The following is a 25,558-nucleotide window of genomic DNA, read 5'->3' as shown; positions in this document are numbered from 1 at the left end:
TCAATGCTCTCTAAAAATCTGGATAAAAAAAGCCTGACGAATCAGGCTTTTTTAATGTGAGTCATCGACTTACTTATTTTTGATCAGGCAATGCATAGGCAACCAGTGAGTCACCCATTTTGGTACCAAATGATCCATGACCACCTGCCATAATCACAACGTATTGCTTGCCGTTTATTTCATAAGTCATTGGCGTTGCTTGACCACCCGCAGGAAGACGACCTTTCCAAAGCTCATCACCATTGGTTACGTTAATGGCACGGATATAGTTATCTTGTGTACCACCCACAAACATCACGTTACCCGCAGTTGAGATTGAACCACCCAACATTGGCACACCCATTTTAAATGGTGGCAATGGAATGCCCGGCATACTGTCACGAATGGTACCAATGCGGCGTTTCCAAACTGTTTCATGTGTATTCAAATCCACACCCGCCACAAAGCCCCAAGAAGGCTGTTTACATGGCAGACCAAATGGCGATAAGAATGCACTGATTTCAACACCGTAAGGTACACCATACATTGGCTGAACACCCGCTTCAGTGCCCGCGCCTTTGGCAGTTTGTTTACGATTTGGATCTTGAGGGATCAACTTGGTTACAAATGGCAATCCAATAGGATTCATTACAGCGATTTGACGATCAGGGTTAACCGACATACCGCCCCATTCGAACACACCCAAGTTACCAGGGAAAACCAAAGTACCATTTTCAGATGGCGGTGTATAAATACCATCGTAGTTCAATTTATGGAACGCAACACGGCACACCAATTGGTCAAACATAGTGGCACCCCACATTTGTTTGTCAGTCAATTTGTCTTTAGGCGCCATATCAAAGTCAGAGAATGGCTGCGTTTTAGAGTACCACTCGCCTTTAGTTTGCGGACCAAGTTTCACTGTTTGCGGAACAGGTTTTTCTGTAATTGGCACAATCGCTTTACCGTTGCGACGGTCAAGTACAAAGGCATTCCCTGTTTTAGTCAATACATAAATGGCTGGAACAATATTGCCATCTTTGTCTTTAATATCTGCCAGTGAGGGTTGAGATGGTACATCCATATCCCACAAATCATGATGTGTGGTTTGGAAGTTCCAAATCAATTTACCTGTAGTGGCATTCAAGGCAAGCATTGAGTTTGCATAACGTTCATGTAACTTCGTACGGTTACCGCCCCAAATATCTGGAGTACCGACACCTGTTGGAACGTAAACAATATCAAGTTTTGCATCGTATGCTAAAGGCGCCCATGCATTTGGTGAGTTTTGAACATATTTTTGACCCGGTGCTGGAATTTTGTTTGGATCTTCCGCACCTGTATCAAATACCCAAAGCAGTTCACCTGTATTCACGTCATAACCGCGAATCACACCAGATGGTTCTTCTGTAGAGAAGTTATCTGTCGTTGAACCAGCAATGATAATGGTTGTACCTGTTACCACTGGAGGTGATGTTGGCACATAACCACCTGGATAAGGGAATGGCATGTCTTTTTGCAGATCGACTTCACCATTATGACCAAAGTCAGAACATGGTTTACCTGTAGTTGGGTTTACCGCAACAAGTCGGCCATCGTTCACAGGAAGAATCACTTTTTGTGGACATTCAACAGACGTAGTTTTTTTGGCAGCTAAGCTTGCTTCAAAACCAACGGTATTATTTGCATCAAAATAAGATACGCCACGGCAGGTTAAATGCTGGAATGTATTGTCTGCGACTAACTTCGGATCAAAAGTCCATTTCGCCTTACCCGTAGCAGGGTCCAACGCTGTCAATTTTTGGTGGGTTGTACAGATGTACATGTTGTCGCCCACTTTAATTGGTGTGACTTGGTTCGTGGTTTCACCTGAGTCATTCTCAGTTTTAAACTCACCTGTGTGATATTCCCAAGCCACTTTCAGATCTTTGACGTTGTCTGAGTTAATTTGCTTTAACGGAGAATAACGCAAACCTGATTGTGTACGGCCATAAGCAGGCCAATCTTCATCCGCTACACCCGGAATTGCTGCGTGCTGTGCGGGTTGCTGAGTTTTTAACTCACCACGAACTTCTTGTGGGTCATTAAAAATAGAGTAGATCATCACTAAAATCGTAATTAGCAATGAACCGCCCAGCACCATTTGTGCGGTTTTCGATGCATCAAAACCACGGGTTACTGCTGGAATAAGTAGCAATAAACCAAAAACACCTAAAATATCTAAACGCGGTGCAAGCGCAAAGAAGTCTGAACCAACCTCCCAAAGCCCCCACACCACAGTACCGAGTACAAGTACGGCATAGACAATAAGTGCAGAACTTTTTAGCTTTTGTAATAGAACTGCAGTTGCGATGAAGAGAATACCTGCAATGATGTAGTACCAAGACCCACCAAGTACTGCAAGATAAATCCCTCCAATCAGTAGGCCTAAACCGAAGATTGCAGCAACTACTGCCAATATCGTTTTAAGCACTGAACCTGATGTCGAAGTATTCATGTTGAACACCTTTAAAAGATTCTATAGAAAGCCGATGGATGGGGAATCCGCGGGCACCTTATTATTCTTAGTTCCAAATGCAGTGATACCATCAACATGCATTAATCATCAATGCATCAAAGTGCCGTATGAATCAATAGTACGTTTGCAACTAAGAACACGCACTTAAAATGAGGTATTGAATTTAATACCGCCAATCCAAGCATTTTCGCCATTTTTATATGCACCCACGTGGCGTACATATTGGACATTCGGGCGAATGGTTAACCAGTTTGCGGCATGAAAACCGTAATAAATTTCTGCGTCATACTCTTCGCTTTGCAGACCACGGGCATCCACGGTGCCATTGGCAATTTTGGCGTCATTCACATCATCATTAATGCTGATTCGGCCTACACCAATTGCAATTTCATCCTTCGGACGGGCATCAAATGCACCCTTGTACACCAAGCCGACATTTTGCATATTGCTGACATTATTGGTGTCAGAATCATGCACTGTGAGGTTAACGAAACCGCTTAAACCGCGTGATGCATCATCTTTATGTGCAGTCAGTTGTTGCTTAGCAACGACCCAGCCGCCCTGATGATGATCTTTTTCATTGACAGGGCTGTTGATGACATTCGCATCTGCTGTGCTGTAGTAGTAACCCGCACGGTATTCACCCGGTAATTTGGCTGCACCTACTTTAGGTGACCAAACCACTTCTGCAGGAATAATCGCGCCATGTGAACCGTCTGTACTTAAATTCCAGCCTTTGCCACGTTCTAAGTTTTCTGGGTTGTATTCATACACCCCGACTTGGGCAAACACATCTGGACGAATACTATATTTCACACGGGCAGCCCACTGACTGACGGGCCAGTTGTACCATTGGTCGCCTACCCAGTTCCCAACTTGCGAACCGCAAAGCGCAAGGTTTTGAAAATCACAGTCGAAGCTGTTGAAATCTTCACCTTCACCAAAACGGCCGACTTTCACATCTAACTTTTGATCTAAGAATTGTTTCTTAATCCAAAAGTCTGTCAGGCGCCATGTTTGACCGCGGCCCCATACTTCTTGAGCAGAACTCAGATGTCCATTCAGCGCATCAGAAGTATTCGAAAGATTGCGTCCGTTACGCTGTGTCACGGTAATTTGCGCTTCGGTGTCCTTCCAGCCTGCAATTTTTTCCAAGTCAAGGTGAGCACCCAAGGCGAATTGATCAGCATACTCTGTGCCATGATTTGATGATTTTTTGGCATCAAGCAAAGTGGCCATTTCACCAGTATAGCCAAAGCTGAAGTCATAACCTTTATTTTGCAGTTCGGTACGTTGTCCATTCCAGTCACCCAACATCCATTGGCTTTCTGGATTAAATGCATCTGCCGCATAAACAACTGAATTAGAAAATAAAAAAACCACTAAAGTTGCATATACAGCCTTATTTAATGAAGAGAGGTTCATTTAAATAGTGCCTAGATCACAATTTATGTATATTTATGGTACTCCCTTTATATTTTTTTAATGTAAATAATATTTAAAAAGTATTAGTTTTGGTGATTTTTTGTAAAATACATATTTTTAATAATTTAAAAATCCACAACTAAATACTTGATTATTAATAAATAGTCAAATTAAAACCAATAAACAAAAAAAGATAAATAAAATCTTAGTCAAACTTTCAATTCTGTTTATGTAAAAAATCCTGCCGAGACAGGATTTTTTTTGTGGAAGATGTGAAAAATTCACTCAATCAAACTTGATTCTTCGGCTGTGCAATAAAGCTTTTCGCTAAAATCAAGCGTAAAGCATACGCTACGGCCATGGCAAATATGGCATAGCCAGCAGGCTCAATAAATTGTGGAATAGCTAGCACAATCACGACAGTCAGTGGATACAACAGCTTTTTAAAACCTACCTGATGATGTGCCTCATGTAATACATATAAACTGGTGGTGTATAAAACCAAACAAGTTGCCACAAAATAGCTTTCACGCATTGAGCTAATTAAGGCCTCATGTGAAACTACATCTACGGCCGCAGCCAAGCTGGCACCTAAGGCCGCAATACTAATGAACACAAAGAAATGCCCATAACCCCATGCAAAGGCCATTTTTCTGCTATTTAATCGCTCCGCGATTTCACTGTCGAAATATGCCCACCACATGGTAAACATCATGACCAAGCCACCAATCATGAGAAAAATAAGCTCAGTACTAAAGCGCTGATTGGATAATGCATCTGTCATGGCAATCGAACATCCCACAATAGATTCACCCAATACAATAATGGTCAGTAACGAATACCGCTCAGCAATATGATGGGCATGCCATGGCGTACGGCTAGCTGATTCTGCAAACATAGGCACACATAGTTCCGCAATGACCAGTAAAATGAACAAATAACCAGTAAAATTGACAGGGGAAAAATGAAAAAACAACCAGCCCAATTGCACTAAAATAATACCGCTTGCATAACGTAATGCAGTTTTACGCCGTTCGGGATCATGCTTGGCCACCCTAAACCACTGTGTGACTAGCCCCAAACGCATAATGGCATAACCAATAATAATCACATCGAAGTCTTGCTGTTGAAATGCGCTAGGAATGCCCGCGGCAATGACCAATGAACCAATAATCTGTACAAAAGTCACTATGCGATAAAAAGCATCGTCATTGTCATAAGCAGAAGCGAACCAGCTAAAGTTCATCCATGCCCACCAAAGCGCAAAAAACACCATGCCATAGAGCATTAAGCCATGAGCTAAATGATTTTCAACAATTGCATGGTGTAGCTGTTGCCCTGCTGTTGCAATGGCAACCACAAAAATTAAATCAAAAAGTAATTCGAGCGAGGTCGCAACACGGTGCTTTTCGTGGGGATCACGTGCTGATAGTGGCTTTAACCACTGTGCAATTGTAGGAGGAGTATTTGGCATTCAATACGCTTTTTATTTAAAGTTATTTAAAGTTATTTAAAGTTATTTAAAGTTATTTAAACAAATTTTTTCAAATTCACTCCTTTCATACAAGTTGAATTACAAAATAAAAAAATCCCGCGCAAGGCGGGATTTTCTATCTCATGAATTAAAATAAAATTTGTTGGTTTTTCAGTAAATCTTCCAGTGAAAAATCTGTGTTTTGATTGTTTAAAATTAATAAATCAACAGCAGCGTGTGCTCCTGCCGAACCATCCCGATCGACTGAAACAGTCATTGTTTTATTGCCACTGTCATAAGTCAACTTCACAAACTGATCCAAATTACCTGCATTCACATTACTATCCAGTAGCGCAGAAATATCTATTTTATCTGCCTCTGTATCAGTATTTACATTGCCAAGATGAAAATCATTCCATGTGTCCAGGCCATTGCCACCATCATTATCCGCCGCGTTCAGCAATTCAAAGATTACGGTGTCTGAACCAGCGCCACCACTTAACAGATCATTCCCTGCACCACCAATCAGAAGATCTTTGCCTGTACCACCAATCAATTCGTCATCGCCTGCTCCCCCAAAGAGTGTGTCATTACCAGCACCACCATTTAATGTATCTGTGCCGTCACCACCTCTTAACAAGTCATGACCTGAACCGCCTGTTAACGTGTCATTTCCAGTTGATCCATAAATTCGGACATCTGTACTATTAGCGTGCTGATCATAATCAGCGGCTTGATCAAAGTAAGTCGGCGATGCACCCAACAGTTTCACATCGGCTAAGGTTGTAGTGGATTGACCTGTTGGAGACTGAGGCGTCGGAATTATCGGTACGAGCGGTAATATTGGGGATGCATTTGCAATAAATGTAGGTATTGTAGAAGTAGGACTAGGTATGCCTGATTGTGTCGCATCCCACACATCTACTATTAATGTACTTGCCACATTTAATCCAAGTAAGGCTGACTGATGGACTGTGCTTAAGAATTCTAAAATAGCAGCATTAGAAACCAATCCCCCATCCGACGCCGAAATTCTTAATCCATAAGTTGCAGCGATAGCTCCTAATACACCTGCATCATAAGTTTGAACAACTTGAAGACCTAACTGATCTGCAAGTACTGTTGAATATTTCCAGCCTCCAGCTAAAGTCATTACTGAAACAAGAGATATTTCTACTTGTTTCAAATCATTATTTACATCATAGGCAGCAAATGGTCGATCTTCCAATTTCAGAACACCAAGTAAATCTGCGCCAACCAAGCCAAGTAAAGAACCTGTTTGAATAATCGCCACAGGTAGTGTATTGGCAATCACTGGGTCAGCACCTTTTACTGATAAATCAAAAGTAGATGTTGATTGATTTCCAGCTACATCTGTCGTAGTTGCCGACCAAGTATGTGTGCCTATCGCCAAAGCTGTAGGTTGTGTATAAGACCACTTTCCTGTAATTGCATCAGCTATTACAGATGTTAACGTACCATCTGGCAATGTAAGACTAATACTTGCACCAGGATCAGCAGTACCATATAAAGTCGGCTGCGTATCATCGGTTGAGCCACCACTGTATAAGCTTCCTTGACTTGAACCTGTGTCATCCTGCGCGCTTAAAATGGCAAGCTTAGGTGCTGTCGTATCAACCGTAATCACAGGTAAGTTTGTAACTGAACTATTTCCAGCTGTATCAACCTGTTTAACTTGCAGATTATTATAAGTTCCATCTGTCAAAGTGAAGCTTTTGCCAGAACCTTGAACCCATGTCGTACCATCTTTGCTGTAATACCATGTAGCCCCTTGTTCAAGCCCATCGATATTGATTTTACCATTTGAAGTAATATGATCCGTCGCGAGAGATCCCGTATCCTGAGCAAGTACAGCAGTTAATTGTCCCACTGTATGATCAACAATATTGATTTTAAGGACTGCACTGGCCTGATCTGTACCGTTTTTGATGGTATAGCTAAAACTATCTGACTGACCAACAGAATTTGCATTAGTGACTATATAGGTATAATCCCCTGTTTTATCAATAACGAGCTTGCCATACACACCATAAACCGTAATTTTATTTGTAAGACTATCTGGGAAATAATCTTTGCCATTGAAGGTAACTTTTATAAGCTCAGAGCCTATAGCTGGCGTATCTGCTGAAGCACCGCCAACACCTGTAATCACGTTACCCACTTGATCAAAATCACCAAATACAGTTTCGGTTAACTGCGTAGTAATGTTCGTATCTTGCAGTATAGTCAAAGTATTGTTTAACAAAGCCTGCGATACAGCATCCAAGACTTTATCCGTTAATGTTAATAACCCACCTGTAACAAATAACGGTGCTAACAATCCACTTTGAGCATTTAGCAATGTTGTAATTTCACCAACAACAACACCCAAACCCGAGCCATTCAATGGTGTTAATATGCCATTTAATAGCACACCTATACTATCTGCAATTGCACCGCCACCGAGTGCGCTTTTAACAGCATTTACGATCAATACCTGATTATCAGCACCTAAAACCATACCATTGGCACCCAAATCGGCAATCGTTAAGCCTTGTACCAATTGATTTAACTGACTTGAGTCGCTACGTACCACAACATTATAAGTACCCGGTTCAAGTCCATTAATTGTGGCAGCTAAAGTATCATTTCCAAGTAAACCTAAAACAGGCAAGCCAGCGACGTTACCAAGTAAAGAATTCGATGTTACTGCTGAATAAACCACCTTACCTGTCGCATCAATAACATCCAATCTAAAAGCATTGGCAACAGATACTAACGCTGTCTGCTTAATTTGGATCGAAAGCGTACCTGCACTATTTGCTGCAACGGTAACGGATGCACTATTGCCAGCGTTGTAGTTTGAATCCAAAAGACCAATCACATCTAAATTGCTACTGGTTTGTGCTGCATGGGCTACTGTTGTTTTAGAAATAATATCAAGTATAAGCGTATCATCTGTAGCAATAAGCTTGGTTTGGGTCGAGCCGTTGACCAGACCACCAATTAAGTTGTTGGTGCTAAAGCCATTGGCATCATTGCCTGCAATGTCTTGGATGACGCCAGTGCTGTCATTCAGGATTGGTGTTTTGTCTGCATAGACCACGTTCACCACATCGGTGCTGTAGATGGTTTGTGGCAGTATGAGGGTCACGGTGTTGCCGTTGATGCTGACATCTGTATCGCTAATGGTCTGTAATTGGCCATTCACCAAGACATTGAATTGTGCCCCTGCTGGTTTTACCCCAGAGTCTAATGTTTCACTGAAGCTTAGGCTGATGCTCTTACCATCCGTCGCAACGCTTGCACTGCTTAAGTACGGTGCTGTGGTGTCTGGTGTCGCTGGCGGAGTTTGGGTCGAGCCGTTGACCAGACCACCGATTAAGTTGTTGGTGCTAAAGCCATTGGCATCATTGCCTGCGATGTCTTGGATGACGCCAGTGCTGTCATTCAGGATTGGTGTTTTGTCTGCATAGACCACGTTCACCACATCGGTGCTGTAGATGGTTTGTGGCAGTATGAGGGTCACGGTGTTGCCGTTGATGCTGACATCTATATCGCTAATGGTCTGTAATTGGCCATTCACCAAGACATTGAATTGTGCCCCTGCTGGTTTTACCCCAGCGTCTAATGCTTCACTGAAAGTTAAGCTGATGCTCTTACCATCTGTCGCAACGCTTGCACTGCTTAAGTACGGTGCTGTGGTGTCTGGTGTCGCCGGCGTGGTTTGGGTCGAGCCGTTGACCAGACCACCAATTAAGTTGTTGGTGCTAAAGCCATTGGCATCATTGCCTGCGATGTCTTGGATAACGCCAGTGCTGTCATTCAGGATTGGTGTTTTGTCTGCATAGACCACGTTCACCACATCGGTGCTGTATATGGTTTGTGGCAGTATGAGGGTCACGGTGTTGCCGTTGATGCTGACATCTGTATCGCTAATGGTCTGTAATTGGCCATTCACCAAGACATTGAATTGTGCCCCTGCTGGTTTTACCCCAGAGTCTAATGTTTCACTGAAGCTTAGGCTGATGCTCTTACCATCTGTCGCAACGCTTGCACTGCTTAAGTACGGTGCTGTGGTGTCTGGTGTCGCCGGCGTGGTTTGGGTCGAGCCGTTGACCAGACCACCAATTAAGTTGTTGGTGCTAAAGCCATTGGCATCATTGCCTGCAAGGTCTTGGATAACGCCAGTGCTGTCATTCAGGATTGGTGTTTTGTCTGCATAGACCACGTTCACCACATCGGTGCCGTAGATGGTTTGTGGCAGTATGAGAGTCACGGTGTTGCCGTTGATGCTGACATCTGTATCGCTAATGGTCTGTAATTGGCCATTCACCAAGACATTGAATTGTGCCCCTGCTGGTTTTACCCCAGAGTCTAATGTTTCACTGAAGCTTAGGCTGATGCTCTTACCATCCGTCGCAACGCTTGCACTGCTTAAGTACGGTGCTGTGGTGTCTGGTGTCGCCGGCGTGGTTTGGGTCGAGCCGTTGACCAGACCACCAATTAAGTTGTTGGTGCTAAAGCCATTGGCATCATTGCCTGCAAGGTCTTGGATAACGCCAGTGCTGTCATTCAGGATTGGTGTTTTGTCTGCATAGACCACGTTCACCACATCGGTGCTGTAGATGGTTTGTGGCAGTATGAGGGTCACGGTGTTGCCGTTGATGCTGACATCTATATCGCTAATGGTCTGTAATTGGCCATTCACCAAGACATTGAATTGTGCCCCTGCTGGTTTTACCCCAAAGTCTAATGTTTCACTGAAGCTTAGGCTGATGCTCTTACCATCCGTCGCAACGCTTGCACTGCTTAAGTACGGTGCTGTTGTGTCTGGTGTCACTGGCGGGGTTTGGGTCGAGCCGTTGACCAGACCACCAATTAAGTTGTTGGTGCTAAAGCCATTGGCATCATTGCCTGCGATGTCTTGGATGACGCCAGTGCTGTCATTCACATTTGGGTTTGTATCTGTATAAATAACTTGAACATCCTGACCTGCATAAATTTTATTATCTAATTTTATTTCTATTTGCTGACCATTGATGCTTACTGAATATTCGGCAGGTAAAACAACTTTTCCATCCACAACAACAATAAATTTTGCTGGATTTATATTGGCATTTGGATCTAGTGCTTCGTTAAAACCTAAAATAATGTCGCCTGCAGCATTTACCACGGCACTGGTCATCTGCGGACTTGTACTATCTGGCACAGATGTTTGAATTTTATCTGAAATATTACCAGACTGATCTACAGCAGTGACATCTACAATTTTACCTTCAGTCAAAGGTGGCTGAAAATTGATAGTGACATTACCATTACTATCTGCAATTGCAGAACCGAGCAAATTCCCCGTAGTATCCTTCACATTAACAACAGCATTTGGCTCAGTTTTTCCTTGTAGCACCTTACCGTCGAAGGCGGTAATTTGAGGTTTATCAGGTGCTGTCGTATCACTGGTTGTAGGTGCTGAATCTTTTGAGTTTGAGTTATTACTGGCAATTGCAACTCCACCACCAATAGCTACAGCCCCTAAAGCCCAAGGCCATATTCCAGCAAAAACACCTCCACCACCTGTTGCTCCAACCAAGCTCGAATCTAATGGATGATAACTGATAAGATCGGTAAAAACATTGCCTTGAGCATCCGTAAACTCAGCCCAATATAACTTATTACCATGCTCAAATACTAAATAATTTGAATTTACCGGCATTGTAAAAAAATTATCAACTGTAATTATTTCACCGCTCTTCAAAGTAATGATTGCTGCATCACCTTGTCGAGTTATACTTGCAACATCATTATAATCAATATCAATCTTCACAATTGATTCTTTAACCAAATGAATATTATTTGATTGAGTTACATCAATAATTGATCCATTATCTTTTGAGAGAACTTCTATTTTTATAGTCATTTTGAAACTCCACAAATACTTTATGATGGTTCTAACTTGATTTACTTCCATCATTGTTAATAGCAGTAGTGATGCCTCAAAAAAATGCCATTTATCGCCCCAAAAAAGTGCAATGCATCGTTAGATCAGTGCGATATATCACCTCCGCTCAAATTAAGTTTAGATCAATGATTTTAATTGTATTTTTTATTTGATAAAAAAATCTCATTTGCGCGAACCCATGAGATAAACATCACAAGAAAAGCAACAATTAGCGAAGCAAACGACATGATTTTGTAATTATTATTTTTTGTTACCAAAATACATAAACAACCTAAAAACTTACATAACGCTACATGATGAAATATTTAATGACACAGTCAGCTCTATAGGAATGAAAATCCCATTTATGTAGTACAAAAATATAAAACGATTTAATAAACACGAATAAATATTTTATTTAAAACAAAGATATTAAAAACCCTCTATATATTTAATAAGAAGTTAAATTTCTCTTAAATATATAGAAGGAATAAAAATACTAATTAAACCAAATTTATTAATGCATTAAAACTGTCTATTTTATAACGTGGCTGTGCATGTTCTATTTCTTCCGACGTGCCATAACCATAGGTCACTGCAATTGTTTCAATTCCATTTCGACGCGCGCCCAATATGTCATATTCACGATCACCAACCATAATGCACTCACTTGGGTCTAGCTGCTCTTGTTGCAAAATATAGGCAATTAAATCCCCCTTATTTGTACGTTCACCGTTCAGCTCACTGCCATAAATGACTTTAAAATACTCGGCCAAATGAAAGTGCTCTAAGATCTGCTTTGCGTAAATGGTGGGCTTTGCAGTCGCTACATATAAAGCATATCCCTTTTGCTGTAAGTGCTTTAAGGTCTCTGCTACTTGTGCATAGACCATATTTTCAAATAAACCAATGCTAGAAAATCGTTCACGATAGCCCAATAGAGCCTGCTCGGCTAAGTCATCCTCTACACTGACTTGTAAAATTCGAGCCAATGATGCTTTCAGTGGTGGTCCAATAATCCAATCAATATTCAAATCATCTGCAATCGGATGCCCAACTTTAGCCAAACCATAACGCGCACATGTCGTAATCCCTACTTTTGGGTCAGTCAGTGTTCCATCCAAATCTATCAAAATATTTTTAATCACAAGTGTTCCTTGGCTTGATTTACGCAGAGCAAAAATGCACTCGAGTGTTCTTTCAAAGTTGCCTATACTAACGCATATTTATTCAATGAAGGATATCCTTGTGCGCCCTACAGTGCTGTGTTTTTCAGGCCTCGACCCTTCTGGTGGTGCTGGGCTTCAAGCCGATATTGAAGCCATTGGCCAAAGTGGTGCACATGCAGCCATTGCCTGTACTGCGCTGACCATTCAAAACTCGCAGCAGGTATTTGGTTTTGAAGCCACGCCTAAAGCATTGCTTCTTGCGCAGGCCAATGCTGTCATAAATGACCTTCCTATTCGCTGTGTAAAATCGGGTATGTTAGGCACGACCGATAACATTGCAGCGCTGGCTGAATTTTTACAGCAACACCCAGATTATCAATATGTATTGGACCCTGTATTGGTGGCCAATAGTGGTGGTTCTTTGGGCAATCAAGCGACTTTGGTTAAAGCTTTTGCCGAACTCATTCCATTGGCTAGCATCATTACGCCAAATACAGTTGAGCTACGTGCGCTTACAGGTGAAAATGATTTAGATCTGGCGACGCAAACATTATTTGCGATGGGTGCAAAAGCAGTCCTTGTCAAAGGTGGACATGAAGATACACCTGAATATATTCGTAATGCCTTATATATACAGGGTGAATTAATTTCAGAAACCCGTTGCCCACGCTTAGCAGGTGAATACCATGGTTCTGGTTGTTCACTGGCCAGCTTTATTGCAGGTCGTTTAGCTCAAGGCGATGCACTTAAAACTGCAGTACAACATGCCGAAACATGGCTATTTGGTGTGTTAAAAAATGCCGAGTCCCCTGTTGAGGGTGGCCAAAAAATTCCTAAGCGTTTTTAAACAAAAAGCCCTGAATCATTCAGGGCTTTTTTAATATGAACTGACGATTACAACCCCTGTTGTACCGTCGTTACCCAAGTAGGTAGCGCCCAAGCGCCACCAATAAATCCTTTACATTGTACTGTTCGTGCTCGATAGCTTAGTACAAATCGGCTTCCATTCCACGCCCACTCAGTTGTGCTATTACAATCAGCAATACCACGCCCACGTTGGTTGGCAAAAATCTGCCCTTCACTAAAACTATTACCCGAAACCGTCACCAATTGCTTCACTTGTTTTAACTGCCGATCCATCAGCCAATAGCCATTGCCATAATTATAAGCTGCGCGCCAACAAGGAATTTCCAGCAACAGATTTTGCTCATTAATTGGATACGCAATCACACGATCGCCCTCCATAAAATTCTGTTCAAATATTAAAGGACAATCAGATGCTTTCACCTGTTTTTTGAGTTGTACATACAACTGCTTGGCTGTTTTTGAATGCACACTATAACGGCTTTGCATACCTTTTTGATAATGCTGAATATTCACCTTCGGCATTTCTTGTGCTTTTAACACCTGATCAGAAGCGGTCTTGCCCTTACGTAATGTTGCAGAGTTTGTACCAATACGGCGCTGGAAATCATCCATACGCAATAGCACGGCACTTGCCCCATCTACAGACAATTGCCAACGCTGTTTTCCACTTCCCCATAACACGGGCTTAGTGCCTTGTAGTGCAGTCAACAATTGCTCTGTTTGACTCGCATCTAATACGCCTTCACCCGTTTTAGGATTGATATTAATCCAGCCTTGCGGTTTACCATCTTTATAAAACTGCAACGCGCTTTGCACACCATCCAATGCTGTCACATCAATTTTCACGCGTGCACTCAATTTGCTTTGTGCACCTGCTACGCGTTGTAGCAATACTGAAATAATGGAACTTTGTTGCTCTGCTTGATAACCCGCAACACGGCAAGTACCAGTATTGTCACATGCAACTTCCCAATCTTTATGCGCAAAATATTGGCCTTCAATTTGCGCATGCCCCAAGGCACTACACATCACCAGACTTAAGCCAATCCCGCATTGGATGATAAATTTATTTTTTTCCATTCCTTTGGCTCTAAATTTATCCTAACAGCATGTTAAAACCGTTTTTTATGAAATACCAGCCCAAAGCATTGACTACACAGCACAGCTACGCTTAAGGCACATCCGTTAAATTATCTAATTCCTGTATTTTTTTGACCCGTGTACGTTCATCACTCAATACTTTAATTAAATCATTGGCCAAACCTTTTAATAAGCTCATATCATCTTCACTAAGTTTTTTCGGTTGCCGATCCAATATACAAAAACTCCCCAAAGCAATGCCTTCACGGTTACGTAAGACCACACCTGCATAAAATCGAATCCGGTTATGCAATAGTTCAGGCAAATGTGCAAAACGCGGATCCCGCTGTAAATCTTCAATAATCAAACTTTCATTTTGATAGACCAAATGACTGCAAATTGAATCATGTTTAGATTGCCGTGCTTTCATTGGGTCATCTACATCCTGAGCCAGTGGACTAGCAGGCGTATACACCCAGTCCTGTTTAACCCATGAAATTTGGGCATATTTCACATCAAAGGCTTGTCTTGCCTCCTCTATATACTGGGTATAAATACTCAGATTCTGCGCATCAAAAACACCCAGCTCATCCAAAGCTTTTACACGTTTTTCCTCAAGTTCTAGGTCAGACTCATCTAGCCATTTTTCACCTTGGCGTAACCTTAAAGCATCAATACTGAGCAATACATCATTCATGTTATTGACCACAGCATCTGCATCAAACTGAGCTTTGATCTGATCTAATTGCTGTACATCATCACAACTCCACAAAGCGAAAATGAGCTTTGTATCTGGGTAATACTCTCGAATACGATGGCTCAATAGTCGCACTTGTGCTTCTGGCGCGGTATGAAAAATTGAAATACAGATAATCTGCACGGTGCTATTTAATGCGAGCAATGCTTCTGATTGCCCCTGAATGAGAACCTCAGTATATGCCTGAGCAGGAATTTCTCTTAAATTCAAACTATGCGCCAGCATCTCTGACACTTGTACATCCACTTCCCAGCGCGCCCCAGCACACCAGACCTCAGCCAACGCATTTGCATTGACATTTGCAAGGCTATAAGTTTGTTGAAAATGATGATTAAAACGTTTTAAGCCTAAATGTAAGCGTAAACGATGCTCTGCACTGGCCTCTGTATTATGGCCTCTCGAAAAAATTCGAATCGCTGGAATCGCCACTTGATCATAAAATTGATATATCCGACGTACGCGCTGTTCTGGCGTCGCCTTTTTGGGTAATTGATCTTGAATATAACCATTAGCCACATCCATAGCATCTTGCACATCATCTGCCACCAAGCGTTGATAAAAACGTTCATAGGGGGCCAAAGCTGGCTCACTGCCCAACAAAATTTTTAAAAAACTTAATGCAGGTACGTAGTTAGACAAAACCAACAAACAGGCCGTCAATGGTGTAGATAAAATTAAACCAATTGGCCCCCATAAGGTGGTCCAAAAGGTGGCTGCCAAAATAATTGCCAGCGTCGATAGCCCAGTACTTTCACCATATAGCCATGGCTCAATAATATTATTACTGATCAGTTCTAACAGCAAAATTAAGCCGATCGTCCATAGCACCATATTCCAGCCTGGATCTACAGCAAAGGCTAAGGTAATGGGGAAAACTGCAGAAATCATTGGACCAACATAAGGAACAAAGCGCATGACCACAGCCACCATGCCCCACATAATGGCCGCAGGCACCCCAATAAACCATAGCCCTGCCGCCATTGGAATGCCGTAGGTTAAATTGACCGTGAGCTGCATCCTTAAATAAGTTCCGATTCTATTCGCTGTTTCATCAAGCGCATCGGTTCCTATATTTAAATTACCACCCAACATTTTTAAAAAACGGTCATGTAAATCTTTACGATTAATTAAAATTAGAATTACGAATAAAAACACAATACCCGCGGTTGCCAATGGATTCAGTACCCGATCGCTCCACTCCAGCGCGGCTTCTGCTGTACTTTGCTCCTGCCCAACCACTTTGACTTTTTGCACACTTGGATCAGGCTCTTCAGGAATGGTTTTATCAATAGAGCCTTCAATAGTATCTAAAGTATTTTTAGCCCCATCCCACACGCTAGGACCTTGAGAATACTGCCGTACTGAGTTTAGTTTTTTTTGTATAGTGCCATGATATTGTGGCAATTCCTGACTTAATTGCCCCAGTTGATACCCCAAATATGTCGCGGCACCTGACAGCACACCCAAAACCAAAGTCACCACCAATGCAATGGATAACCATTGAGGCAGGCCTCTTTTTCTTAGTCGCATGACTAAGGGATCCACTAAAAATGCCAGCAAAATCGCCAAGGCCAAAGGAATAAGAATATCTTTCCCCCAATACAAGGCAGCAATGACCAAAGCACTAATAATAAAACCTGCTGTGATGCTGATGATTTTTTGCAAGCTAGCAGGAACTGTTGCAACGGGGGAATTTATCCCATCCACAGTCTTGTCATTTTTCGGCAGTGGCTGATACGGTGCGTTGGTGCTATTTTTGTTTTTATGATCCATTGTCTTCGTCCTGAACCATGAATTCTTATTGTTAATTTAGGCTGAACATCAAACACTGCGTATGATAATCATGTAATGATTTGCAACGTTAAGGCACAAGTTAATGTGATTTAAAGCTTTTTATGGCTTGCTCATCATGCTGGCTTTAATCCCATGATGCCATTAGAAAAATAAGCAGATATATATTAGAAATACAAAGGGATGGCCTGCTGAGTAGCAAAATCCACAGGCAAGGAAATATGTTGATGCTGAATTTTCCAGCCTTGCGCAGTTTTTCGTACAGCCAATGTAGAACGACACCAAGGAATTTTAGGCGTTTCAACACCATCATCTCGGTCAACTTTAGAATAACAACTAATAAAACCCATACTTTCAGTGGCGTGAATGAGTACATCTCGACGATAAACCCGAACATTGGCTTGGAACACACTGCTATAACGTTGCCATAAAGCCTGATAGGCTAATATTCCAGATGTCTGGCTACTGGTATCAAAGAAACAAACATCTGCAACGCAATAGCCCACGATTTTCTGAATATCCAACTGACACACCACATTATCCCAAGCGGATAAAAATTCTTGTATTTCTAATCCAGCCTGTTGCTCTCCATGAATTTTGACTGGATAACTCATTCTTTATTGTCCTGTGAATTGCGCTACCTTTTGGCTTTTACCCTAAGGCTCTCAATTTAAATTTAAGGCAGTTGTACTGCGGTTATTTTCCAGCTAAGCCCACGGCGTTGCATCATAAATCGAGTGTTTTGTTCTACATGCGTATTTGATTTTGCCTCGTGTGGCACGATCACTTCAAAGCGATTCCAACTCGTATAGTGTGCCTGTGGTCGACTGCGCGCTTGCTCAACAGCATGAGAAGCTTGCACAAGATCGTCATCGGCTGTCAGCTGTAGACCTTGTGTCTCTGTATCACTTATGGGCTGTGCTTCCTGCCATACATTCTGCACAGAACCTAACACAGATTTTGCACCCAATAAATCCTCTTTTTGAATCAACTCAGATAAGTTTTTCCCTTGCATTAACAGCATCAATGTCTGTGGATTAAGCACCATATCGACTGCATAGTCTGAAAACTTCTGACTCAGTTTAACTTGCCATTTTTGTAGGCTTGGGGGTAATGACTCACCTCCTGTATAGTGCTGAAAACGTTGTTCTAACTGGGGTTTTAAACTAATTTTAACTGCATCGTAATCAATGTATTGGGAAATTTTATTTGCCTGATTTTGTTCATAGGCTTGCTGAATACGATGCAACACCCAATAGGGCGAAATCACATAAGTCAGTATGGCTAAGCCTAGCCCCACAAAAAAACTGTATTTCAATACCTTCATCGTGCCTATATTCATTCCATACAAAAAAGACCTAGGTTAGTTCACCTAGGTACTTTTATATTTTTTGCTTTACATCATTTTCAACTCATCATCATTCGATGCCATTACGCTGTGCATCAATTCATCATGATGAAAGATTTAAGACTCTGATGACAGCGTATAGCTTTAGGTCGTTATATCTTTAATGACGGTTGAAACCCCATTGGTTTTGACCGATTCAATGCCCTTTTCACGCGATTGCTCACTGGCATAAAATTGACTCGTACCAATAATTTGATGATTGGCGGCTTTTAAATTGAAATATGGTTTCCCATTTTTAGCTTCTAATCGATCATAACGCTGATCATCGGTACAGTTTTTTTGCACAGACTCAATGCCGTTGTGTGCCGATGCTTTTGCTTTATACAATTCACTCGTCAAAATGGGTTCGCCATTTCCTGCTTTCAGTACAAAGCGAAATTGACCATCACTTGCAAGCGATATTTCATACCAACCAGCCATACCACACCTCTTGTTATTCTTAACTATTTTTAGAACATATTTTAATCAACATACCTTATTTAAAACGCTAAATAAATGCCATAAACTAAAAAAATTGCTGATTTTTTTAAAAATAGAAGTGCGTATGACATCATTAAAAATAGCGCTGAAAAGCGCTATTTGAATTTAGGCTTGAACCAGTTGCTTACTGTAGGTGGTTTTCGTCATTTCTAACACTTCAACGCACATTTGTACCGTCATACCTGACTGAGCAGGTAGAACCTGTTGCAAGGCTTGTAAGAGTTGCTCAGAAATTTCAGCTTGGGTTTCTAAACTTCTGCCACTCAGTAATGACAATTTAAGATGCACATAAGCCTGCGTCTCATCTGGCTCTAATCCAATCAACCAATCCTGTTGACATACTGCACGGCTTTTAATGTCTAAAGCCGAGCTCACATGACCCGTTGCAAAAAGAGTATGGTTTAAGGTTTTGAGTACCAGCTTGGCATCAATATTTTTAATATTGTTAGAATATTCAACATGAATATGAGGCATGGTGTGGTTTCCCAACGAAGTAAAAACAAATTATGCCTGATCCCCAAATACGACGCATACTTTTTGCCTCTTCAAAAGCTACAAGTTGCAACGTATGGGGGATAGCTGATTAATATCTGGTCAATATCAAACCCTAAGGTATTTAAACTTTTTTGACATATTCAGATTTCAGTTTAATCGCACCAATTCCATCCACTTTACAGTCAATGTCGTGACCATCAGATGCATCAGGTAGTAATCGAATACTTTTTACTTTTGTCCCCACTTTAACTACAGATGATGAGCCTTTAATTTTAAGATCTTTAATCACGGTTACAGCATCGCCATCGGCTAAAACATTGCCATTAGCATCTTTAATAACGACCTCTTGTTCGCTCAGGTCTTGTTCACCTGCACGCCATTCATGTGAGCACTCTGGGCAAATCAATAAGTCACCATCTTCATAGGTATATTCAGATTGGCATTTTGGGCAATGGGGTAAAGTCATAACAACCTCAAATGTGGATCAAACACAAAAAAACGGCACAATACATGCCAAAAAAAAGCCACTATAACAGGAAGCTAGAAAGACATACAAAAACTATGGTTATTTAGCTCATTTAAAAATACGAGAACTCAGTACAAAATTTCATTCGCTAGATCTGATCTATCAATACGCTTGGCGAAGCAAATCACCTATTTAACAGCGTCGCAAAGCAGGTCAAAATTATTGGTCTGGAATAGATGGATTCACTAAAAAAGACAGTAACTGTAAAGACTCCTGCCAGCCTAAATGGCATGCATCGGGTGGAATCACATCTGGAAGTCCCTGTTGCACTATCGTAACTTCTGTACCCACAGACACTTCTTTTAATTGCACAATTACTTCAATTTCACCCGCCAGTTCTTCCGCATCAAATATATCGCTATAACGTAGCAACTGGTTTTCAATCACCTCATGATAACGACCATGAAAAGCATGGCTGGTTCCCGTTGAAAAGTTGGTAAATGACATGCGGTAACTGCCCCCCGTGCGCACCTCTGCGTGTTCAACCTTTGCAATAAAACCATGAGGGGCCATCCACTTTACTAAGGCATTAGGATCTGTAAATGCACGAAATACGCGCTCAGGTGGTGCTGTAAATATACGTTGTAGGTGAACTTTATGACTCATGTGCATACTCCTTATTATTTTTGTATTGTTCCAATACTCTGCGATCTGTATTTATTGTTTCGCTTTTTTTCTGATTGACACATATAACGCGTTCAATAGATCAAATCAAGTCCGCTTCGAGTGTAGCCTCCTTTAGGAGCTTTACGATGTCCATAACATAGACCGATATTCATGATGTTAATTTAAATACACGAACAATATTTGACAGTGTTCAAATGCTTCTACAGCCAAATAAAAAAGCCTAATCGAATAAGACTAGGCCCTTTTTTAAATTTGCACGGTTATTGGCTGTTGAGTTCTTCTTCTGGATCAAAGTCTTCATCATCATAAATATAGGCCATACAGCCCCAGCCGTCATACTCACCCTCAAATTGCACGGCAATTTTGCTAAACCATTCTTCCAAATCGACAATGTCGGCATATTCAGGTTCCATATACACATAAATGGTAATTACCCATTCATTGGTATCTTCATCCTCAAATAAACTGATTTTTTGTTCTTCTTTTAGCAAATAAATCGCACACTGATCAGCTTTTTCTTCACTGGTAAACGCAATTGAATATTCAATTTCATGCGCTTCCGTCAAGTCATCACCATCTTCATGCATTTGCCATAGCACATTGCCATTGTCATCATCTGGGTATTGTTCGTAATCGCGTGACATATTCGAATCCTTTTATGATTGTCATTGGTTCTCGATATAAAGTAGCCGATTTTTATTGCAATTTGGCGATTTATTTACAAAACAATGCCTCACCTTTGCCTTGACAACATATTCTCAGCCACAACTGCTTACTTAGGCTAATATTTAATGCACACTTTGTACCAATACTTACTTTTATAAAAAAATTGTGATGGCTAGACACGCATTTAAAAAGGCACAACACCTTGAATTTCCAAATGTTCGCCACTCAAAGGTTGCTTAAAAGCCAAATAACTCGCGTGTAATGCCATACGATTGAGTGGACTCCAATCTGGATTAGGATGATACAGTCGATCGCCCGTAATAGGATGCCCAATACTCATTAAATGCACACGTAACTGATGGGAACGCCCTGTAATCGGTGTGAGCAGTACACGGCTGATATCTTGGCTGGCATCATAATCTAAAGCTTTATATAAGGTCTGTGCAGGCTTACCCAGTTCATAATGCACCATTTGACGCGGTCGATTTTCCCAGTCAGTAATTAATGGCTCATTAATACTACCCTCACCTTTGAGCTCGCCCTGCACCAAAGCGATATAGTTTTTCTTTACCGTGCGTGCTTGAAACATTTTACTTACCGCAACTTCTGCATCGCGATGTTTGGCAAACATTAAAATGCCTGATGTCGCCATATCTAAACGGTGGGTAATTTTGGCATTTGGGTATAAAGCCAGTACGCGCAAATAAGCGCTGTCATGATGCTCAGGTAGACGACCTGGCACAGACAATAATTCCGCAGGTTTATCAATAATCACCAAATCATCATCTTCATAAATAATCTGAAGTGGTCCTTGGGGAGGCATATATACAAATTTTTCGTCAGCAGGCATGAGGCTACAGCATTTGGAGCAGGTTCGGGCGCAAAATATCAACTGCACTGCGGTGTGTCAATCATCTGCCAACGGTTCAGCTCGCAAAATGCATTTGCCACATTTGCAATTACTGTGTACAAAAATACGACTCAGAGATGAGTTATCCATCTGACATTAAACGTTCTTAGCCACGTGTAAGTCATGTCTATTAACACACAAATTGGAAGATATTTTCGAGTGGATTGGGTTGCTTTGAAATTTATTTTCTATTGAAATGCTTTTTTGCTGGTTGTATTTGGCGTAGTTTTTTTTAATTGTTCATTTTTATTGGGTGATCACTTGAACTTTGAGGGTGGTGTCAGAGAAAACGGTTGGTTTACTTCAACTATTATCACTTTGTAAGTCATAATCTTATAGCCTATAAACTCTTGGTCTATAGCGTCCTAAGCCGAATCGAGACCTTGTGGGTAAGTACTGCTCTCGCGTCGTGCGCCCTCACAGCATACTGCTCTTTTCGATCTCTATCACACCCTTGAGATAAAGTTTAGAAAAAAGCAGGCGGGATTGTTTCCCTACTACAGACTCATTTTTATCTATTTTGGAATTTTTTCTCACCCATTCGCAAAAATATTAAAATAATTTTCAAACCCAACAAAAATACGCATTCAAGATCGCAAATAAGCATTAAAAAATCTATTTTTATTTCACGATCTCTTCGCTAGAGAGGTTCAATACAACAGGCTAAACCACTTTATGAGCTACACGCCACTTCAGTATCGCCACGTAGATACTGTTGTTTGAGTGCATCCAACTGGCCATTTAAAAAACGATCCAAATATTCATGAGCTTTTCTTAAATTGAGCTGTTTAAACTCAACATAATCTTTGGTTTTACGCTTAAATAAACCAAAGACTTCACGTTGTTCTGAAATGACTTCGATGTCGCTTTGTAAAACAAACTCTAAGGTATCAGACGTCGATAATTCATTTAAGCTAATTTTAATGGACTGGCTCGAATCGGGATTGGTCACCATAAAATAAGCCTGTCGCCCCTGTAGCTGAAGCAACAATAATTGCAAATTAAACCAATGCATCGCATCAAATGCTGTTGATACTTCCGCAATACTTTTGACATGTACCAATTCTAATTCGTTGTCTGAAGCATGGTGTGGATGCCGTATTTCAATATCAAACTGAGCCATTGCAATAATCCCCCTAGCAAGAAACCTATAATTATTTTAAGGGATTAAATATCGACTGGATGATCATGTTTTTAAATCAAAAGTTAAAAGCTTAAAGTTAAATTTTGATTAAATAATGATCTATCTCACAGTTTTAATTTAAAGCATGTTAAAGCTTAAATTTTATGCCGACCAACGGCTAAACCCTTGTTTCCATTCATCGTATATTTTAAGGCGATGAATGGAAAACCAAAGCTACGCAATTTTCCTATGAAGATTGAATCGCAATTGACGACACAAGATAAAGCACCTTATTGATGGCGCTGCTTATTCATCTCTTCGAGTAAATCAAGTTGTACCTGCTGAATTTTAGTAAGTCGATCCCACTGATGTAAAAGCAAATGGTCAACTTTTTCATGCAAATGTCGGATTTCAAGTTCTGCCTTTAAGTTCACTTGATAATCATTTTCTGAGCGCTGTCGGTCTTTGGCTTCTTGTCGGTTCTGGCTCATCATAATAATTGGCGCTTGCATGGCGGCCACGCAGGACAAGAGTAAATTTAACAAGATAAAAGGATAAGGGTCGATCGGGTGTTTCACCATAATGATGCTATTGACCGCAATCCAAACAATTAAAAACAGCGTAAAGCAGATTAAAAAAGTCCAACTACCACCAAAAGTCGCAATTTTGTCTGCGAGTCGGTCGCCCAAAGTCCACTGCTGTTCTAAGGTGGTTTCTACATTTTTACTAATCAGCTCATGTTGTTGCATGCTATGCAACACTTCAACTTCTAAGTCCGAGACTTCACCTTGCTCGGACTGTAAAAGCGATTGTACATACTGCACACGGTAGCGCGTTAAGTCACTTAAGCAAATGTAGTCCTGTGGTTTCCACTCTGGAAAGTCTTGGCTAATTTCTTGCGTAATGCTTTCTCTGACCGTACCCATTGGAACTAAAAAATGCGAACTGAATTTTTTTTGGCACACTAAACAAGGAAAGGTTTCATTTTTTGCGTTCATATACACGCCCCTAGTACGCATCAATCGTCCATAAGCACATTCATGCCAATGTTTTTTATATTTTTACCCGTCGATTATTTTGACGCAATGTATGGAACGAAACTATAAAATTCTAAAAAATAGTTCAATCTTTAACAAATATATCAATGCTATTGGCTATTCAGCATTTTCAATTCCATACAGCCACTCCATGTATGTATAGAATGAATTCTGGAATAATCTTGATATAGCTTGAGCTGAATAGATACGTGCAATTTTGCTTGTGGGGAGGATGTTCGGCATTTAATCTGGGGTTTATCTATTTTAGTTTTTATCTGTTTTGATTTTTAGTTCTTTTTATTTAATGTATGCATTATTTGTCAGAATTTTTTAGGGTGGTGTCAGAGAAAACGGTTGGTTTACTTCAACTATTATCACTTTGTAAGTCATAATCTTATAGCCTATAAACTCTTGGTCTATAGCGTCCTAAGCCGAATCGAGACCTTTTGGGTAAGTACTGCTCTCGCGTCGTGCGCCCTCACAGCATGCTGCTCTTTTCGATCTCTATCACACCCTTGCGATCTATAGTAGCGAAATGACTTAGGGATTAATTTCCGAAGTTTTACTCATTTAAGTTATTTTCAGAAATATTTTTCATATTTTTAAAATTTATAAAATATTTTCCCATAGACACGCTTTTTAGAGATATTTTCATCGTTCTTTATGTCATCTGAGCGAAGAGTTTTCACAATCCAGCCCCCGCGATATAATTGTTAAAAGAGATCATATTTAAAAATAGCTTTGTACCCACTGTGCTGTAAACCACCACGCACTTAATGCCGACATGCCACAGAGCAAATTGGCTAAGATTTTATTTAATTTACTTAACTCAGATCCATATACTTTAATGTTGATTACATAAGCCAAAGCGCCATATAGCAAGCCAATTGCCCCACCAAATATAATGAGGACCAAAGGCCACGCCGCATACGCATGCGCTTTTTTAGGTAGTTTATGGCCAACATCTGTTGCTGCTAGAGTATGCATGCACGCTTTCCTTACATTGAATGGGTTGATATGAAAATTTTGCATGGTGATTGTGCATTTATGGCAAGCACAGTATCTGCATTGCATCATTCATGTGATGCTCAGGTTGATTTAGCAATATTTAGGCCATGTACATAGATGTTTGCGTACGCTCCAACGTTTAACACCATTTACACTACTGCATAATGATAATCACAAGCCTTTTACGCCCCTACTTTGGCTGATCTGCGCCTCACTTGATCATCCAAACTCAAATTACTTTTTAGGCGCGAAAAAAAACTCCACCCGAAGGTAGAGTTTT

The 25,558-nt window shown here is 40.9% G+C and carries 19 protein-coding genes; 1 reads left to right on the top strand and 18 read right to left on the bottom strand.

Going from position 1 to position 25,558, the window contains the following annotated elements:
- Positions 1–73: 73 nt before the first annotated feature.
- From C9E88_RS03920 to C9E88_RS03900, 5 genes are all read right to left on the bottom strand, one after another.
- Positions 74–2,476, bottom strand: coding sequence for a glucose/quinate/shikimate family membrane-bound PQQ-dependent dehydrogenase (locus C9E88_RS03920; protein ID WP_106985473.1), 2,403 nt, complete (start codon positions 2,474–2,476; stop codon positions 74–76).
- Positions 2,477–2,641: 165 nt separating this feature from the next.
- Positions 2,642–3,922 (bottom strand): carbohydrate porin, encoded by a 1,281-nt coding sequence (locus tag C9E88_RS03915; protein ID WP_106985472.1) that lies wholly within the window; start codon positions 3,920–3,922, stop codon positions 2,642–2,644.
- A 289-nt stretch (positions 3,923–4,211) separates the two neighbouring features.
- Positions 4,212–5,396: a low temperature requirement protein A gene (locus C9E88_RS03910; protein ID WP_106985471.1), complete on the bottom strand. Its 1,185-nt coding sequence runs from the start codon at positions 5,394–5,396 to the stop codon at positions 4,212–4,214.
- Between the two features lie 148 nt (positions 5,397–5,544).
- A complete protein-coding gene (locus tag C9E88_RS03905; RefSeq protein WP_162368825.1) occupies positions 5,545–11,313 on the bottom strand; it encodes a SwmB domain-containing protein in 5,769 nt (1,922 codons plus the stop codon).
- Between the two features lie 524 nt (positions 11,314–11,837).
- Positions 11,838–12,482: an HAD-IA family hydrolase gene (locus C9E88_RS03900; RefSeq protein WP_106986560.1), complete on the bottom strand. Its 645-nt coding sequence runs from the start codon at positions 12,480–12,482 to the stop codon at positions 11,838–11,840.
- 100 nt (positions 12,483–12,582) lie between these two features.
- On the opposite strand from C9E88_RS03900, the gene C9E88_RS03895 reads away from it, so the two are divergent.
- Positions 12,583–13,350, top strand: a complete 768-nt coding sequence (locus tag C9E88_RS03895) for a hydroxymethylpyrimidine/phosphomethylpyrimidine kinase (protein ID WP_106986559.1) — start codon at positions 12,583–12,585, stop codon at positions 13,348–13,350.
- A 47-nt stretch (positions 13,351–13,397) separates the two neighbouring features.
- On the opposite strand, the gene C9E88_RS03890 is transcribed toward C9E88_RS03895, so the two are convergent.
- The 13 genes from C9E88_RS03890 to C9E88_RS03830 all read right to left on the bottom strand — a co-directional run bounded on the left by C9E88_RS03890 (position 13,398) and on the right by C9E88_RS03830 (position 25,257).
- Positions 13,398–14,450 (bottom strand): DUF1176 domain-containing protein, encoded by a 1,053-nt coding sequence (locus tag C9E88_RS03890; protein ID WP_106986558.1) that lies wholly within the window; start codon positions 14,448–14,450, stop codon positions 13,398–13,400.
- Between the two features lie 91 nt (positions 14,451–14,541).
- Positions 14,542–16,980 carry an AI-2E family transporter gene (locus tag C9E88_RS03885; RefSeq protein WP_106986557.1) on the bottom strand — a complete coding sequence of 813 codons (2,439 nt, stop codon included), beginning with the start codon at positions 16,978–16,980 and terminating at the stop codon, positions 14,542–14,544.
- A 185-nt stretch (positions 16,981–17,165) separates the two neighbouring features.
- Entirely contained in the window at positions 17,166–17,612 is a 447-nt protein-coding gene (locus C9E88_RS03880) for a nuclear transport factor 2 family protein (RefSeq protein ID WP_106986556.1), read from the bottom strand.
- A gap of 62 nt (positions 17,613–17,674) precedes the next feature.
- Positions 17,675–18,340 (bottom strand): DUF2939 domain-containing protein, encoded by a 666-nt coding sequence (locus tag C9E88_RS03875; RefSeq protein ID WP_106986555.1) that lies wholly within the window; start codon positions 18,338–18,340, stop codon positions 17,675–17,677.
- Between the two features lie 150 nt (positions 18,341–18,490).
- A complete protein-coding gene (locus C9E88_RS03870; RefSeq protein ID WP_106986554.1) occupies positions 18,491–18,826 on the bottom strand; it encodes a YegP family protein in 336 nt (111 codons plus the stop codon).
- 165 nt (positions 18,827–18,991) lie between these two features.
- Complete coding sequence (locus C9E88_RS03865; RefSeq protein WP_106986553.1) at positions 18,992–19,360, bottom strand: 5-carboxymethyl-2-hydroxymuconate Delta-isomerase; 369 nt, start codon at positions 19,358–19,360, stop codon at positions 18,992–18,994.
- Positions 19,361–19,502: 142 nt separating this feature from the next.
- Complete coding sequence (locus tag C9E88_RS03860) at positions 19,503–19,847, bottom strand: zinc ribbon domain-containing protein YjdM (protein WP_106986552.1); 345 nt, start codon at positions 19,845–19,847, stop codon at positions 19,503–19,505.
- Positions 19,848–20,066: 219 nt separating this feature from the next.
- The gene (locus tag C9E88_RS03855; RefSeq protein WP_106986551.1) at positions 20,067–20,513 is read right to left on the bottom strand and encodes an SRPBCC family protein; all 447 of its coding nucleotides are present in this window, start codon (positions 20,511–20,513) and stop codon (positions 20,067–20,069) included.
- A gap of 281 nt (positions 20,514–20,794) precedes the next feature.
- Complete coding sequence (locus tag C9E88_RS03850; protein WP_106986550.1) at positions 20,795–21,178, bottom strand: ribonuclease E inhibitor RraB; 384 nt, start codon at positions 21,176–21,178, stop codon at positions 20,795–20,797.
- A gap of 206 nt (positions 21,179–21,384) precedes the next feature.
- Entirely contained in the window at positions 21,385–22,050 is a 666-nt protein-coding gene (locus tag C9E88_RS03845; protein ID WP_106986549.1) for an RluA family pseudouridine synthase, read from the bottom strand.
- A gap of 733 nt (positions 22,051–22,783) precedes the next feature.
- Positions 22,784–23,233: a hypothetical protein gene (locus C9E88_RS03840; protein WP_106986548.1), complete on the bottom strand. Its 450-nt coding sequence runs from the start codon at positions 23,231–23,233 to the stop codon at positions 22,784–22,786.
- 290 nt (positions 23,234–23,523) lie between these two features.
- Positions 23,524–24,231, bottom strand: a complete 708-nt coding sequence (locus tag C9E88_RS03835) for a DUF1003 domain-containing protein (protein WP_106986547.1) — start codon at positions 24,229–24,231, stop codon at positions 23,524–23,526.
- Between the two features lie 768 nt (positions 24,232–24,999).
- Positions 25,000–25,257, bottom strand: coding sequence for a hypothetical protein (locus C9E88_RS03830; RefSeq protein WP_106986546.1), 258 nt, complete (start codon positions 25,255–25,257; stop codon positions 25,000–25,002).
- Positions 25,258–25,558: the final 301 nt, after the last annotated feature.

The organism is Acinetobacter cumulans, from assembly GCF_003024525.3.
In the GTDB taxonomy this organism is placed as follows: Bacteria; Pseudomonadota; Gammaproteobacteria; order Pseudomonadales; family Moraxellaceae; genus Acinetobacter; species Acinetobacter cumulans.
Note: the sequence above shows the minus strand (reverse complement) of the source record. Positions and strands in the feature narration are given on the sequence as shown.